This is a genomic window from Perlucidibaca aquatica, from assembly GCF_001676655.1.
Lineage (GTDB): Bacteria > Pseudomonadota > Gammaproteobacteria > Pseudomonadales > Moraxellaceae > Perlucidibaca > Perlucidibaca aquatica.
Map to the genome: position 1 here is coordinate 1,326,192 of NZ_LZDB01000002.1, position 16,648 is coordinate 1,342,839.

Sequence of the window (16,648 nt, forward strand, 5' to 3'; positions counted from 1 at the left end):
GTTCGTCCTCTTCAATCGATAGATCAACCACTAACCATTAAGGCCAGAGGCAGCGATTACTCACCAGAGCAAGGGTTTTGCTCTGCGTAAACCGGCGAATTGTAAGTCATCTACTACGACTTTTGTCGAGAGCGCATAAGAAGTTTGTCATGAAAAGACGATATGAAATGCTAACCAGAATGATGCCGCCTGAGACGCGTTGAGTCAGATTGCTCATACACTCAACGAGCTCAGTCTAGCCACATTGAGCGAAATGGCTCTATCGCAAAACCGTCCTAGCTGCACGTTGCAATTTGACTAGGTTAGTCAGAACCTGCCAAATTAACCACCCATATGCCACATACAAAGGTAAGCTACCTAATCCAAGCTTTTCAGCAACCAGCCCCAGATAAAACGCCAAAATAATGACGGCCAATCGCATCAATATGTTTTTAGCTTGTGCGCGCTCCTCAGACGCTGCTGGGTAATGCCACAAAAAATACACGGCTGCAAAAATAATCAGCAACATGATCGGCGGCCAAAAAAGCATAATAAACATGGCCACATATAGTGCCTGCAACTGTCGTATGTACCTGTAATTCATAATCTTTTATTCCAATTAAACGAAAAGGCCTCACAGAGGAGGCCTTTTCGTGTTTCTACATCACCATTAACCCAATGGCGCTGGCAATCCACCACCCAGCAAGCCGGTTAGTGGAGCCAAGGCATTGGTCAATGCGGTTGGATCTGTAGGCAAACCACCACCTAACAAATCAGTGAGCGCAGCAGGATCTGTTGGTAAACCGCCACCCAGCGCATCAGCCAATGGGCCCAGCACCGTATCCAATGGCGTGCCGGTTGGTCCCGTACCACCACCAGTGCCACCACCGAGCAAGTCAGTCAGCGGTGCCAGTGCATCCGTCAGAGCACTTGGATCCGTGGGTAAGCCGCCGCCCAGTGCATCAGCCAATGGGCCCAGCACCGTATCCAATGGCGTGCCAGTTGGCCCCGTACCACCACCAGTGCCACCACCGAGCAAGTCAGTCAGCGGTGCCAGTGCATCCGTCAGAGCACTTGGATCCGTGGGTAAACCGCCACCCAGCGCATCAGCCAATGGGCCCAGCACCGTATCCAATGGCGTGCCGGTTGGTCCCGTACCACCACCAGTGCCACCACCGAGCAAGTCAGTCAGTGGTGCCAAGGCGTTGGTCAGATCAGTTGGGCCCGGCAATCCGCCGCCAGTACCAGGACCATCGGAATTGAGTAAATCATTAACTGAACTACCCAAGAAGCTCAGAGGCGTATTAACAAGTCCACCTGTTATCGCATTCGACAATGGATCAGCCAAAGGGCTTAGTGGGCCAGTTAGCGGCACCAAAGCTTGGCCAATTGGCTGAGTAATGGCTGCTAACGGATTATCCTCCCCGTTTGAAGGCAGCGCGTCAGTTAGCGGGCCAAGCAACAGGTCCAAGGGAGTTCCTGTTGGACCATTGCCACCGCCTGTACCACCACCTAATGCGTCAGTTAGCGGGCCAAGCAATAGATCCAATGGCGTACCTGTTGGGCCATTGCCACCGCCTGTACCGCCACCTAATGCATCTGTTAATGGATCAAGCAACAGGTCCAATGGTGTACCTGTAGTACCACCCGAACCACCACCGCCCGTTGAACCCGTACCCGCCAATGGCAGGCCACCGGTTACACCAACCGTGGTGAATTGCGAGCACACATCGTGAACACGTAACTGCTCGAGCAGATCCACAGAAATACCACCCGTGACCGTCAACTCAATCGTGTCGAAGGTATTGACTGGACGGAAACCAATCAGGCCACGGGTTTCGCCATTCACAGGGCTGAGGCTGAGTAAGTCCAGTGCAAAACCATAGCTCGCTGGGTCAGTACTTCCGCTAGTCAATACACCAGCAGGATCACCCAAAGTGCTACGCGATTCCACCGCTTGCGCAGGCTTAGTGCTGTCATAGACACGCATGGTGACATTACGGAACAAGCTCAGGTCCAGCGTGCCGCCCGGGATTGCTACCTCCAAGGCAGCAATTGAGCCCGCAGCTTTAACCGCATTGAGCTTGATACGTACACCCACCTCACCCGTCAACGCATTGGTAAACAAGCTATCGGGTAATGTGACCGCATTATTAATGGTGGCAAACGTTTCCTTATTGCCATCCGCAGCCGCTGTCGGGTCATTCACATTGCATAAGCCCAAAGGCTGACCCAATGCGCCCGTCAAGGTGCACAGACCGCCCGTAATGATCGGCTCAACAGTACCCGACTCATAAGCAGAGCAAGCGAGCTGATCTACTGGCGTATCCACGCAAGGGTTTACGGTTTGATCTGGATTCGCGATCAAATCGCAATTGTCAGTGGCATCTGGAACATTGTCGCCATCATCGTCAGTGTCACAAATATCACCTAAACCATCGCCATCGGTATCTACCTGGGAAGGGTTGGGGTTATTAGGGCAGTTATCACCGCCGTTATCACCACCACCGCCAGTTGTATCAGGCACACCGTCATCGTCGCTGTCACCGTCACAATAACGGCCATCGTTAATCAGGTTGCCTTGGGCATCTTTGGCCGTTGCAGGATTGAACGGACACACATCCGCAGCGTCTAGGAAGCCATCATTGTCATCGTCGGTATCGCAGGCGTCGCCACCTTGATTAGCAGCGATTGCAGGGCGCGTCGGGAATGGGTTACCCGTCATTGCAGGGGTGTCACCATCGCTATCCGCTTGGTTCGCATTAGCAACTGCTGGGCAGTTGTCAAATGCATCGGTCACACCATCCTTGTCGCTATCCCGCGAGCACACACGCGGATCATTATCCGGGTTCGGAACATTCGGGCAAGAATCCGCCGAGCCCAGCAGGCCATCGCCATCGGCGTCGTCCTGGCAGGCATCACCCACACCATCTTTCGCCAAATCAACTTGATCTTGGTTGAACGTGAACTGACAGTTGTCGGCACGTGTCACACGATCATTGGCCGCTACCGCAGCACCAACACCATCTACTGGCGTCTTACCCGGCTGCCAATCCAGCACACGATCATTATCATCATCTTCGTCACAGGCATCGCCACCGCGCTTGCTCGCATCAAAGAGGAAGTTGCCATTTGCATCTTTGGCATTATCTGGCGTTTGCACTAATACGCGAGACTGACCATTGACTACAACCGTGCGAGCCGTGGCATCAAAATCAGCTTGATCTGGGTTGGAGAAACTTGGGCAATTATCAACCGTATCGAGAACGCCATCATTGTCGTCATCGTCGCAAGCATCGCCTACGCCGTCGCCATCCACGTCATCCTGTCGACCATCGTTATTACGATCGCCATCTCGACGGCTGCCATCAAAGGGTTGGCCCGCAGCAATGATGCCATTAGGTGTGGCTAAGCAATTGTCGTTTGCGTTCGTCACCCCATCGCCATCAATGTCTTCGCTCTGATGAATGTCGCAGACATCGCCTTTTCCATCGCGGTCCAGATCGGCTTGATTGGGGTTCGCGAGTAAGCGGCAATTGTCAGCAGGGTTATCAATGCCATCGCCATCGATATCCGAGTCACAGGCATCACCCAAGTTATCATTATCGCTGTTTTGCTGGTTGGAATTAGGAACAGCCGGGCAGTTGTCTACCGAATCGGTAAAACCATCGCCATCAGTATCTGTTGGCAAAGGCGGTGTTACTGCACCTTCACAGGCATTACCAATGCCGTCTGCATCGGAATCGACTTGATCCGGATTGGGAACGAAATCGCAGTTATCACCAACATCTTTACCATCTGTCCCGCGAATAACAACGTCATTAATACCGTCATTATCATTATCAAGATCACAGAAGGTACCGCCCATGGCGCGCTCTGCAGCGGTCAAAGGCGCATCGCCAGCTTTAACAACTCGTTGCTTCGAGGTGCCATCCGGGTTAGTACCATCGCCATCAATGATGTCGCGGTTATCGAAAGGCAATGTGTTTTTGTCGTTCGGGCACAAGTCTACCCTGTCGCAAACACCATCCTGGTCGGTGTCAGCATCGCCACCCGTACACGACGTAATGACTTGAGGAGCTGGCGGGTTAGAACCCGATGCATTATTTTTTGCGTCATTACAGCCCGTCAGCGTCAAGGCCGAAGCCAACGCCAATACGACTGCAGGGACCGCTGATTTAAGCAGGTGCATAAGCTTGCTCCGCTAGTTAGTGGGTCGCAGAGGCGACAAGAAGAAATTCAACACGGCGGTTTTCGGCGCGACCACCATCCGTACTATTGCTAGCGATCGGCAAAGTCTCACCCAACCCAATAGCCTGCAAACGATTCGCCGTCACACCACGCTGGATCAGTGCCGCTTTTACGGCCTCAGCACGGCGCTTAGACAGGGACAGATTGCTGGCATCTTTACCGACGCTATCCGTATGGCCTGCAATCACTGAACGCATATCAGGTTGTTGCTTGAAAAATTCTGCACTAGCGTCTAGCAGCGATTGTGACTCCGGTTTGATCGTGGCTTTATTGGTGTCAAACACAATGTTCTTGAGCACCAATGTCTGCGTAATCGCACAACCATTATTGTCGGTGCGCACATCCGTTAATGTACTAGGGCATTTGTCGAAGGCATCCGAAATACGATCACCGTCACTATCGGGAGGCGGGACCTCTTTGATAACCTCAACTTCCTTAATTGTTGGCGCAGCGCCATCGACTGCAGCCACCGGCACCAACTTCTCCACTTCGACAATTTTTTGTACTTCGACGATTCTCTCAATTTCCACGACCTTTTTACGGCCTAGCGGAATTTCAATCCCTGCTTGGATGGTCCCATCGACATAACCATCTTGCCATTCATCATAATTCGCACCCACTTCAACACGACCGCGAACAAACTCACCGAATCCGCGCGTCAAGCCTGCGCCTAAATAGCCCGTAAAGCCGGTCTCATCTTCGCTATCAGGAATGATGTCGTTACGCGCCAAGCCCAATGCCGCCTTCACATAAGGCGTTAATTCGTCTCGATTCCCCCACGAGTACATCAACCCCGCAGTCAAATCATGGCGAAAAAAGCTAGAAGAAATGGCTTTAGGCGTTTTGAACGTACGGGTTGTCGCCCCAAGCTCCAAATGCCAACGATTACCTTCAGCACTCAGGGGGATACCGACTGCACCGGCAAAACCATTACCATTTTCAACCAATGCGCGCTGACTATCGGGACTGCCGTAAAGTGCACCCATGTAAACATGATAAAGGCTCGATACTGGCTGTGCAGCGGCTGCTCCAACTGGAATCCCAGCTAAAACAATGGGCAACAACCATATTTTTGTAATTTTCATGAAACAACCCATCCTTAAATTAGCAATACGCAATATAAATCATTTGTTTATTTACTAAGTATCAATTTTGTTACATGGACGCATCGATTTTTAACAAATTATCAACCAAGAATTTGAGTTCTTGTGTAAACGAATTTAATACTTCGTTTACACCTCCGGTCGCATATGCGGGAACAAGATCACATCCCGAATGCTTGGCGAGTCCGTAAACAACATCACCAGACGGTCAATACCAATGCCCTCGCCTGCTGTCGGCGGAAGACCGTACTCGAGCGCACGGATGTAATCGGCGTCGTAATGCATGGCTTCGTCGTCACCCGCATCCTTTTCACGCACTTGTTGCATGAAGCGCTCAGCTTGATCTTCCGGATCGTTCAGCTCTGAGAAGCCGTTGGCGATCTCACGTCCGCCAATGAAGAACTCGAAGCGGTCGGTGATGAATTCGTTGTCATCGTTACGGCGCGCCAGCGGCGAGACTTCGGCCGGATATTCAGTGATGAACGTCGGCTGGCGCAGCTGCGTCTCCACCGTCTCTTCGAAGATCAGCGTGTGCAGCTTGCCGATGCCCCAGATCGCCTTCACTTGCATCTTCAGCTGCTCACGCACGACCTTGGCGGCCTGGTCGTAGTCCCAGAGCTGCTCGCGGGTCAGGTGCGGGTTGTACTTGAGGATGGAGTCGACCATGGACAGGCGTTCGAACTTCGAGCCGAAGTCATAGACCTCACCCTGATACGGCACCATCGTGTTGCCGAGAATGTCTTGCGATAAGGTGCGCAGCATGTCTTCGGTGAGGTCCATCAGGTCGCGATAATCTGCGTAGGCCTGATAGAACTCAATCATGGTGAATTCAGGATTGTGACGCGCTGACACACCTTCGTTACGGAAGTTGCGGTTGATCTCGAACACGCGCTCGAAGCCACCCACGACCAGACGCTTGAGGTAAAGCTCGGGCGCGATGCGCAGAAACAACGGCATGTCGAGCGCATTATGGTGCGTGTTGAACGGCTTGGCGGCAGCGCCACCGGGGATGACATGCATCATCGGCGTTTCGACTTCCATGAAGTCGCGGCCGGCCATGAAGCGGCGGATGCCTTCAATCACTTGCGAACGAATGCGGAAGGCACGACGAGTGTCTTCACTGACAATCAGGTCAACGTAGCGCTGGCGATACTTCATTTCTTGATCGGCCATGCCGTGGAACTTGTCCGGCAGCGGACGCAGACCTTTGGTCAGCAAGCGCAAGCTTTCCACATGCAGTGATAGCTCGCCCATTTTGGTCTTAAAGACATAGCCCGTGGCACCGAAAATGTCGCCCAAGTCCGTCTGCTTAAAGGCCGCGTACGCCTCTTCACCAATGGCATCCCGCGAGATATAGAGCTGGATGCGACCGCCCATGTCTTGAATGGTGGCAAAGCTGGCCTTACCCATGACACGCTTCAGCATCATGCGGCCGGCAATCGAGAAGGGATGCTTTTCAGCCTCAAGCACTTCAGGGGCGACGTCGCCAAATCGGGCGTGCAAATCCGTAGCCAGTGCGTCGCGACGGAAATCGTTAGGAAAGGCTTGGCCCTTCTCACGAATACCCGCGAGCTTTTGTTTGCGCTCGGCCATGAGCTTATTAACGTCGGCAGCTGGGGCGTCCGCTGCTGCGGTTACGGGCGTGTTCTGGTTATCTGTCATGGTCGTATCCGCTTACAGGCCCATCTTGAGCGAGGCTTCGATGAATTCGTCGATATCACCGTCAAGCACGGCGTTCGGGTTAGAGTTTTCGATGTTGCTGCGTAAATCTTTCACGCGAGACTGGTCGAGCACATAAGAACGGATCTGGTGACCCCAACCAATATCAGATTTCGTGTCTTCTAGCGCTTGCTTAGCCGCGTTACGCTGCATCACGGCGAGCTCGTAGAGACGAGCACGCAGCATCTTCCACGCGCGATCGCGGTTAGCATGTTGCGAACGCTCGTTCTGACAGGCCACGACCGTGTTGGTCGGTACGTGGGTGAGACGCACGGCCGAGTCGGTTTTGTTGATGTGCTGACCGCCGGCGCCGCTGGCGCGGTAGGTATCGGTACGGACATCCGACGGATTGATGTCGATCTCGATGTCATCATCAATTTCTGGCGATACGAACACGGCCGAGAACGAGGTGTGACGGCGATTGTCGGAGTCAAACGGCGACTTGCGGACTAGGCGATGAATGCCCGTCTCAGTACGCAGCCAGCCAAAGGCATAATCGCCTTCGATGCGAATGGTCGCGGACTTAATACCCGCAACCTCACCATCCGACACTTCCATGACCTCGGTCTTAAAGCCCTTCTTGTCGGCCCAGCGCAAGTACATGCGCAGCAGAATACTGGCCCAGTCCTGCGCCTCGGTGCCACCGGCCCCGGATTGAATATCAATAAAGCAGTGATTGGCGTCCATTTCGCCGGAAAACATGCGGCGGAATTCGAGATCGGAGAGCAGTTTGTCGAGATGATTTAGCTCGGCTGTCACATCATCGAGCGTGCCTTCATCGTCCTCTTCTACGGCTAAATCCAACAGGTCTTTGGCGTCGGTTAGCCCCTGCGTGAGTTGGTCAATGGTGAGTACCACCCCTTCCAACGCACTGCGTTCACGACCAATGTCTTGCGCCCTTTTCGGGTCATTCCAAATGCTAGGATCTTCGAGTTCGCGCAGGACTTCTTCCAAACGCTCCTTCTTCAGATCGTAGTCAAAGATACCCCCGGAGCGACTCGGTACGCTCAGTGAAGTCTTTGATTCGGTTCAGGTAGGGGTTGATTTCCATGGGGTACACGCCAGCTGGGTTTCAAAGCGCGCGATTGTAGCCGATTCCCTGCAACGACGCATGTTCACATGGCGCTGTTATGACAACGCCTGCAGGTCCTCGATTCTCAATTGCAGCGTCTCCATGCCACGGAAGAAATTCAGATCCAGACGGTAAGCGAGCTTGACGCGCTTGCACGCTGCGTTCGGCCAAAGCGCGCGATCAATATTAAAGGCGATGCCATCAAAGATGCGATTGGAGTCGGGGTGACTCAAGCTGAGCTTGAGGTGCTTATCTTTCAGCAGTCGCTGATCCAGCAGCAAAAATTCGCCTTCAAACAGCGGCTCGGGAAAGGCCTGACCCCACGGGCCCGCATCTCGCAGCAGACGCGCAGTCGTTTCCGTAAAGTCAGCCGGTGCAAGTTCACCGTCGGTGAGCAAGACTGCCTCCAAATCGGCCTCATCAATCCAATCTCGGAGGACTTCATCGAAGGCCTCACGAAAGGCGGCAATGCTTGCACCCGGCAAGCTCAGGCCCGCAGCCATGGCATGGCCGCCAAACTTGGTTATCAAGCCCGGATAACGCGTCGCCACGGCATCTAACACATCCCGAATATGTACGCCCGGAATCGATCGCGCCGAGCCTTTAAGCTCCGCAGGCTGTTCACCATAGGCCGGCGCTTGCGCGGGGGCAAACGCGATGACCGGACGGTGATAACGCTCTTTGATGCGACCCGCCAAAATGCCAATGACGCCCTGGTGCCAGTGCCGGTCGTAAAGCACCAAACCATGCGGAAGTGTATCGGCTGTAAACTTTAGGGCATTGAGTGCCGCCATGGCCTCATTCTGCATGCCACCTTCGATGTCACGGCGTTCCTGATTGAGCGCATCGAGCTCGCCCGCCATGCGTAACGCAGCCGCCGGCGAGTCGGTAAGCAAACAGAGAATGCCCTCGGCCATGTCATCCAAGCGCCCCGCTGCATTGAGTCGCGGGGCCACGACAAAGCCCAAGTCAGTGGCTTGAAGACGCGCCGGATCACGCTCCGCGACTTTCAACAAGGCCGTGATGCCTGGGCAGCAACGTCCTGCCCGAATACGCGCCAAACCTTGCTGAACCAGCAAACGATTATTGGCATCGAGCGCAACAACATCCGCCACCGTGCCTAGCGCGACCAAATCCAAATAATCGGCCATGTTCGGCTCGGTTAGACCCTGTTCGGAAAACCAGCCGGCAGCGCGTAAGCGCGTACGCAAGGCGGACAACACGTAAAACACGACGCCAACACCGGCCAGATTTTTGCTCGGGAAATTGCAGCCAGGTTGATTGGGATTGACGATGGCATCCGCTGGCGGCAGGGTCGAACCCGGCAGGTGATGATCGGTAATGAGCACTCGCACACCCGCTGCCTGAGCGGCAATAACGCCTTCGTGGCTGGCAATGCCGTTATCCACGGTAATGATGAGTTGGGGCTGCTTCTCGGCTAACGCCAAGGCCACGATGCCCGGCGTAAGTCCATAGCCATAAGTAAAGCGATTGGGCACAAGAAAGTCGACGTGCCGCGCCCCCAATGCACGCAGCGCACGAACGGACAATGCGGTGCTGGTTGCGCCATCGGCATCAAAATCGCCAATGATGAGCAGACGCCATTGCTCACGCAGCGCACGTTGCAGCAGATCCAGAGCCGCCTCTAGCCCCTGCAGCGCGCTGGCTGGCTTCAATGCGGCCAAGGTCTGGGCCAACTCATCCGACGATTGCACCCCACGCGCCGCATACAAACGCGCCAGCAAGGGATGCACGCCAGGGAGGGCTGATGCAGCACTGGCACGGCGACGCCACACTTTGGTCGTCATCTCAGCGCTCTCCGAAATTCATCTTCGCCATAAAAAAAGCCGCCCGCAGGCGGCCTTGAGCAGGCAGGGATGCGTTAAACACCCATGGTCTGCAGGATGCTGTCGCGCACTTGATCCAGCTTGGCATCAATGGTCTTAAGCACGGCACTGGCGCACTGGCCAATTGCAGTGTCAGGATCCTTCAGGCCATTGCCGGTCAATGTGCAGACAATCACCGAGCCTTCCGGAATCTTGCCGCTCTTAATGTCACGCAGCGCACCGCTGAGTGATGCCGCTGATGCAGGCTCACAGAAAATTCCTTCCGACATGGCCAGCAGACGTTGGGTGTCGAGAATTTCTTGATCGGCCAGCTCGTCGAACCAACCGCCCGATTCTTTCATCACGGTGTGCGCCTGCGCCCAACTCTGTGGGTTACCAATACGAATCGCAGTGGCTACGGTTTCCGGATTAAGCACGGGTTCGCCACGCACAAAGGGAGCCGAACCTGCGGCTTGGTAGCCCACCATTTTCGGACGGCCCGTGGTGATCGGGGCTTTCGGGTAACGGCAATCTCCATCGCAGAAGGCGCAGGAATCCGTGACTTTTTGACCGATCGGCGTGGAGGACTCACAGTAGCCAATCCAATGCGCGGTGATGTTGCCCGCATTACCAACAGGCAGGCAGTGATAGTCTGGTGCGCGGCCCAGCTCTTCCACAATTTCAAATGCTGCTGTTTTCTGGCCCTGCAGACGGAACGGGTTCACCGAATTCACGATAGTGACTGGGGCTTCGTTGGCCACTTGCTTGACCAGCTCCATGCCATCGTCAAAGTTGCCGCGAATCTGCAGCGTGATGGCACCGTACATCATGGCCTGAGCAAGCTTACCCATGGCGATCTTGCCTTCCGGAATCAGCACGAAAGCTTTGATGCCGGCGCGCGCGGCATAGGCCGCCGCAGCCGCAGACGTATTGCCCGTGGACGCACAGATCACAGCCTTAGAGCCCGCTTCCACAGCCTTGGTCACGGCCATGGTCATGCCACGATCCTTGAATGAGCCCGTGGGGTTCAGACCTTCGTACTTCACGTAGATTTCAACATTCTTGCCGATTAAGGCTGGAATGTTCTTCAGCTTCAACAGCGGCGTATTGCCCTCGCCCAGCGAAATCAAACGCGTATCTGCACTGACCGGCAGGCGGTCACGGTAGCGGCTGATGAGGCCGGTGTAGCGATTGCCTAAAGTGGTCATGCCAAAGTCTCCAAACGAATACGGGTCACGGCACCAACGATATCGCTCAGTGCTTCCAGTTCGGCGATGGCGCGGTTCATTTCACGCTCCAATACCGGGTTAGTCAGAATAATTACGGGGACAGCGCCCTCGGCCTGCACCGGCTTTTGCACAATGGCTTCGATGCTAATGCCACGACTGCTGAGAATGCGCGTGACATCGGCAAGCACACCGGGCTTGTCTTCGGCTTGCAAGCGCAGGAAGTACGATGTCACCACCGACTCCATGGGCAAAATCGGGGTGGCAGCAATGGCTTGTGGCATAAACGCCAGGTGCGGCACATTGGGCGAAGATTCGGCGGTCAGCGAACGCACCAAATCCACGATGTCTGCCACTACCGCCGAAGCGGTTGGACCAGCGCCCGCGCCGGCACCGTAATACAAGGTTGCGCCCACCGGATCGGACTGCACCAAGACAGCATTTTTTACGCCATGCACATTAGCAATCAAACGCTCGGCCGGAATCAGCGTGGGGTGCACGCGCAGCTCAATGCCATCCGCGGTACGACGCGCAATGCCGAGATGCTTAATGCGATAGCCCAGCTCTTCGGCATACGCCACGTCGTCACGCGTGAGCTGGGTGATGCCTTCAACATAAGCCTTGTCGAACTGCAGCGGAATACCAAACGCCAGCGAGGCCATGATGGTGAGCTTGTGCGCAGCATCAATGCCTTCAACATCAAACGCCGGATCCGCTTCGGCATAGCCCAGCGCCTGTGCTTCCACCAGCACGTCGGCAAAGTCACGGCCCTTGTCGCGCATTTCGGTCAAAATGAAATTGCCGGTGCCGTTGATGATGCCGGCCAGCCAGTCCACCCGGTTCGCTGCCAGACCTTCACGCAGCACCTTAATGATGGGTACGCCACCCGCAACCGCCGCTTCAAAAGCGACATAGACACCCTTGGCTTCGGCTGCGGCAAAGATTTCGTTGCCATGCTCGGCCAGCAGCCACTTGTTGGCGGTGACCACATGCTTGCCGTTGGCAATCGCCTGCAGCACGATTTCACGCGCGGTAGTGGTACCGCCAATGACTTCCACCACGATGTCCACGGCCGGATCATTAACCACGGCAAAGATATCGTTGCTGACGGTGATACCAGCCAATTCCAGACCCGGCTTGTCACGACGAATGCCGACATGCGATACGCGAATCTCGCGACCGGTGCGGCGCGACAGTTCTGCCGCATTGTCACGCAGCAAGTTCAAGGCGCCACCACCGACGGTACCGAGACCGACGATACCGACATTGACCGGTTTGTTGAGAGCGTTCACGACACCACCTAAAGAAGCTAATGAGCCAGCAACAAGGCGTTGCCGGCCCGAAAAATCAAGGCGCGCATTATAACGGCGAACGCGCGTTTGTCGAACCGCCCGCTTAGTTCAAACCTAGGCGTTGCGCAGCTTGCTTAGCGGTTAAATAGCCGCCCAATTGCCGGCCTTTTTCATCAAAAATGGCTGGCGTGCCGGTAACGCCCATTTGCTGGCCGAGGGCGTATTGCTCTGCGATGGGGGCTTTACAACCCTTGCGTGCCGCTGGCACGGGTTGGCCCTGCTTGGCCATGGTCATGGCTTGCTCTGGGTTGCTGGCACACCAAATACTGGCTAACTCAGCGCCGGTTCCCGCATTAGCTCCCACGCGCGGCAGGTCTCTGGGGTACGCCAAATAGCGCACTTCGATGCCCATTTGATTCATCGCAGGCACTTCCTGATGCAGCTTGCGGCAATAGCCGCAGTGGGTATCAGTGAACACCGTAATCACGGCTTTAGGCTTGCCATTTGCTGGAAAAACAACTGCTTGACGCTTATCAATGGCGCGAATTAAACCCACGCGCGCACTGGCCTGAGCCTGTTCGGTCAGGTTCACCACTTGCTTGCCCTTGAGCTGCAATAACTCACCTTGTAAGACAAATTGACCGTCAGCACTCACGTAAACCAACGCGCCAGGAATCGATACTTCATAAAAGCCCGGCAACGCGGCCGGTTTAATCGATTTAATGTCTGTGCCGGGCACTGCTTGCTGCAACTTGCTCCGAATGACGTCTTCTGGGCCTGCAAAGGCGACACCGGCCGTAACAACAAGCCATAGGGCAAACGTGGTTTTAAACAGGCGCATTGGCTTGTCCTCTAAAATGAAATATGGCCAACAGGGAACGAATTCTTGGGGGCTAGAGCATACGAGAAAGTCCGGCCAGCGTCAGCCTCTTGGGTGGTGCTGAGCATGCAGTTCTTGCAGACGTTGTCGAGCCACATGGGTATAAATTTGCGTGGTGGATAAGTCGCTATGGCCCAGCAATAGCTGAATCACACGCAAATCCGCGCCATGATTCAATAAATGGGTCGCAAAAGCATGGCGCAAAGTATGCGGCGATACCGACGCTGAAATAGTGGCTTGCAGTGCATAACGCTTAATCAAATGCCAAAAATTTTCACGGGTCATGGCACTGCCGCGCTGAGTAATAAATAACGCCGGGACCGTGCCCTTAAGCAGCTGCGGCCTAGCCTCATCTAGATAACGCTGCAACCAATTCGCCGCGGTTTCTCCAAGGGGCACTAGGCGCTCCTTGCTGCCCTTACCCATCACCCGTAAAAACCCGCCGCGCAAATTCACCGCCGCTAACGGCAGGCCTGTCAGCTCGCTGACCCGCAAACCACAGGCATAGAGCAGCTCCAGCATGGCCTTGTCACGCAAGCCCAATGCCGTAGTCACATCGGGCGCGGCCAACAGCGCATCCACATCTGACTCGGATAAATCCTTGGGCAAGGGCCGACCTAAGCGTGGGCTATCCAGACCAATGGTGGGGTCTTGAGTCGCCTCACCGCGCGCCAGCAAGCCACGCCACAAATGGCGTAAAGCAGACTGCAGACGCGAAACGGAGCGCGGACTCTTGGTCATCACTTCTGGGCTGGCCAGATAGGCCGCCAGGTCGTCATGGCCTAATGCCAGCAAATCACGCGGCGCGACCCAGGTTGCCAGCGCGGCGGCATCACTGAGGTAAGCCTTGCGGGTATGCTGGCTCAGGCCCTCAGCGGCGAGCTGGTGACGAAAACTGGTCAGCACGCGCTCGGAGGCGCTGGAAATCTCAGGGGGATCAATGGCATTTATCATGCTGGCAGTCTAACGCATCCCATTCAGTGCTTGGCATGGGCATAAAAAAACCGCTCACGGCTTGCACCGGAGCGGTTTTTCATGCTGATGCTGTACCGCGTTGGCAGCACAGCAGGCGTGCCGAATAAGGTCCTTGCGGAAGCCTTATTTCGGAGCGCGCGGAGCCAGCTTTTCTTTGATACGTGCCGACTTGCCGGAACGATCGCGGAGGTAGTACAGCTTGGCGCGGCGAACATCACCACGACGCTTCACTTCGATGCTCGAAATCACCGGGGAATGGGTCTGGAACACACGTTCCACGCCAATGCCGTTGGAAATCTTGCGAACGGTGAAAGCGGAGTTCAGGCCACGGTTTTTGATCGCAATAACCACGCCTTCGTAGGCCTGGAGACGCTCACGGTCGCCTTCCTTTACTTTCACTTGCACAACCACGGTGTCGCCTGGGGCGAAAGCCGGGATATTGGTTTTCAGCTGGGCATTTTCCACAGCTTGAACTAACGGGTGCTTACCACTCATGTTACTTCTCCGACTACCCCTAACCAGAGGCTAAGCGCATGGTTTAGGGTGCTACCAGATGCCTGTCTGACCCGGCGGCTCATGGCCTGACACGGGCGGCATCTAACCTGGAACGCAGAGGCTAAGGCGCATGCGGTCCCCTCGAACTTCGCTGGCTCAGGCGTTGTCGGCTTGATCCAGCAAGGTACGTTCTTGCTTGCTCAACGTGCGACCCACGAGTAAGTCGGGGCGTCGCGCACGTGTACGCAATAAACTTTGCTGCAAGCGCCAGCGCTTAATCGCCGCATGGTCGCCACTGAGCAGCACCGCCGGAACACTCTCGCCGTCGTACACCTCAGGTCGGGTGTAGTGCGGGCAATCAAGCAATCCGTCGGTAAACGAATCTTCTATGGCGGATGCCTCGGTGTTCAACACACCCGGCAGCAACCTCGCCATCGCATCGATCATGACCATGGCCGGCAACTCACCGCCAGACAGCACATAGTCACCAATCGACCATTCCGCATCGACTTCACGCGCAATGAGGCGCTCGTCGATGCCTTCGTAACGGCCACAGAGCAGAATTAAACCTTGCTCGCCGTGGCTTGCCACCAATTCCTTAACACCCGCCTGGTCAAGCTGACAACCTTGCGGTGACAGGTAAATCACCAGTGCCTGCACACCCAGCCCTGCGGCTTCGGCTCGCGCTGCAGCAATGGCACGACGCAGCGGCTCAATCAGCATCACCATGCCGGGGCCGCCACCATAGGGACGGTCATCGACACGGCGATAGTTATCCTCGGTAAAGTCACGAGGATTCCAGCTCGCCAGCGTGAGCTTGCCAGTGGCAACGGCTCGTGCTGTTACACCCGACTCGCTGATGGCCCGGAACATGTCCGGGAACAAAGTGATGAGGCCTACCCACATGGCACTGCCCTCTGCCATCCAAGCCTACATCAGCCCGTCGGCTTAAAATTCAGGATCCCAATCCACCGTGATGCATTTCGCCTCGCGATCAACCTTGAGCACCACCTGATCCACCCAGGGCAATAACCGCTCTTGATCATCCACGCTGCCATCACAGGCCTTCAGCACGATGACATCGTTCGCGCCGGTTTCCATCATGTCATCAACACAACCGAGCAAAACACCTTGCTCGGTGATCACACGCATGCCCATCAGATCCGACCAGAAGTATTCGTCAGCCGCGAGGGTCTGCAAGGCAGATTTCGGTACCCAGATGGTGGCACCGATCATCAGGTCGGCCGAGTTGCGGTCTTCACAACCGGCAAATTGGGCGACTAGACCCTTGCCTTGGGCACGATGGTCGGCCAGTACGACCTTCGCCAGCGTGCCAGCACGATCCAAATACCAAGGACCGTACGAGAAAATATTGGCAATGGGCTCGGTGCGGGACATTACCCACACCCAGCCCTTGATGCCGTAGGCGGTGTGCACATGGCCGACCTGAATCAGGTCATCGCGCGAGGGCAGCGCCGCCTGAGTCATGTTCAAGCAGCCTTCTGGGCTTCCTTGACCAACTGGGCAACGCGCTCGGAAGTCTGAGCACCGTTGCTGATCCAATAGGCCAGACGTTCCATGTTCAGGCGCAGACGCTCTTCCTGACCACGGGCAACCGGGTTGAAGAAGCCAACGCGCTCGATGAAACGGCCATCACGGGCATTGCGGCTGTCGGTGACAACGATGGAGTAGAACGGACGCTTCTTGGCGCCGCCACGGGCGAGACGAATGGTGACCATGGGTCGTTTCCTTTATTTGGGTTTCTGTGGTCTTTCGGTCCGTGCAGGCGCCACAGAAATCGACCTAGCACGGAAGGTCGCGTATTGTACG

14 protein-coding genes are annotated in these 16,648 nt (G+C 55.5%); all 14 read right to left on the reverse strand.

The features are described 5' to 3' along the window. Positions 1-259: 259 nt before the first annotated feature. The 14 genes from A8710_RS09965 to rpsP all read right to left on the reverse strand — a co-directional run bounded on the left by A8710_RS09965 (position 260) and on the right by rpsP (position 16,557). A complete protein-coding gene (locus tag A8710_RS09965) occupies positions 260-544 on the reverse strand; it encodes a hypothetical protein (RefSeq protein ID WP_157686394.1) in 285 nt (94 codons plus the stop codon). A 105-nt stretch (positions 545-649) separates the two neighbouring features. Next, complete coding sequence (locus tag A8710_RS09970) at positions 650-4,171, reverse strand: thrombospondin type 3 repeat-containing protein (RefSeq protein ID WP_068860138.1); 3,522 nt, start codon at positions 4,169-4,171, stop codon at positions 650-652. A 16-nt stretch (positions 4,172-4,187) separates the two neighbouring features. Then, positions 4,188-5,315: an OmpA family protein gene (locus A8710_RS09975; protein ID WP_157686396.1), complete on the reverse strand. Its 1,128-nt coding sequence runs from the start codon at positions 5,313-5,315 to the stop codon at positions 4,188-4,190. Positions 5,316-5,462: 147 nt separating this feature from the next. After that, positions 5,463-6,995 carry a lysine--tRNA ligase gene (gene lysS, locus A8710_RS09980; RefSeq protein ID WP_068860142.1) on the reverse strand — a complete coding sequence of 511 codons (1,533 nt, stop codon included), beginning with the start codon at positions 6,993-6,995 and terminating at the stop codon, positions 5,463-5,465. 12 nt (positions 6,996-7,007) lie between these two features. Next, positions 7,008-8,103 (reverse strand): peptide chain release factor 2 gene (gene prfB, locus A8710_RS09985; protein ID WP_157686398.1). Its coding sequence is split into 2 segments (ribosomal slippage): positions 7,008-8,039 and positions 8,041-8,103, totalling 1,095 coding nucleotides; the frame shifts between segments, so codons are not numbered across the junction. A 77-nt stretch (positions 8,104-8,180) separates the two neighbouring features. Further along, the gene (recJ, locus tag A8710_RS09990; protein ID WP_068860146.1) at positions 8,181-9,932 is read right to left on the reverse strand and encodes a single-stranded-DNA-specific exonuclease RecJ; all 1,752 of its coding nucleotides are present in this window, start codon (positions 9,930-9,932) and stop codon (positions 8,181-8,183) included. Between the two features lie 74 nt (positions 9,933-10,006). Continuing rightward, a complete protein-coding gene (gene thrC, locus A8710_RS09995) occupies positions 10,007-11,158 on the reverse strand; it encodes a threonine synthase (protein ID WP_068860148.1) in 1,152 nt (383 codons plus the stop codon). After that, on the reverse strand, positions 11,155-12,468 hold the full coding sequence (locus A8710_RS10000) for a homoserine dehydrogenase (RefSeq protein WP_068860150.1): 1,314 nt from the start codon (positions 12,466-12,468) through the stop codon (positions 11,155-11,157). The genes thrC and A8710_RS10000 overlap by 4 nt, the downstream gene beginning before the upstream one ends. 103 nt (positions 12,469-12,571) lie before the next feature. Next, positions 12,572-13,309, reverse strand: a complete 738-nt coding sequence (locus A8710_RS10005) for a DsbC family protein (protein WP_068860153.1) — start codon at positions 13,307-13,309, stop codon at positions 12,572-12,574. Between the two features lie 81 nt (positions 13,310-13,390). Continuing rightward, positions 13,391-14,299: a site-specific tyrosine recombinase XerD gene (xerD, locus tag A8710_RS10010; RefSeq protein ID WP_406609606.1), complete on the reverse strand. Its 909-nt coding sequence runs from the start codon at positions 14,297-14,299 to the stop codon at positions 13,391-13,393. A 147-nt stretch (positions 14,300-14,446) separates the two neighbouring features. Next, complete coding sequence (rplS, locus tag A8710_RS10015; protein WP_068860157.1) at positions 14,447-14,818, reverse strand: 50S ribosomal protein L19; 372 nt, start codon at positions 14,816-14,818, stop codon at positions 14,447-14,449. Positions 14,819-14,974: 156 nt separating this feature from the next. Beyond that, on the reverse strand, positions 14,975-15,724 hold the full coding sequence (gene trmD / locus A8710_RS10020) for a tRNA (guanosine(37)-N1)-methyltransferase TrmD (protein ID WP_068860770.1): 750 nt from the start codon (positions 15,722-15,724) through the stop codon (positions 14,975-14,977). A gap of 42 nt (positions 15,725-15,766) precedes the next feature. Then, entirely contained in the window at positions 15,767-16,306 is a 540-nt protein-coding gene (gene rimM, locus A8710_RS10025; protein WP_068860159.1) for a ribosome maturation factor RimM, read from the reverse strand. A gap of 2 nt (positions 16,307-16,308) precedes the next feature. Further along, positions 16,309-16,557, reverse strand: coding sequence for a 30S ribosomal protein S16 (gene rpsP / locus A8710_RS10030; RefSeq protein ID WP_068860161.1), 249 nt, complete (start codon positions 16,555-16,557; stop codon positions 16,309-16,311). Between the last annotated feature and the right edge of the window lie 91 nt (positions 16,558-16,648).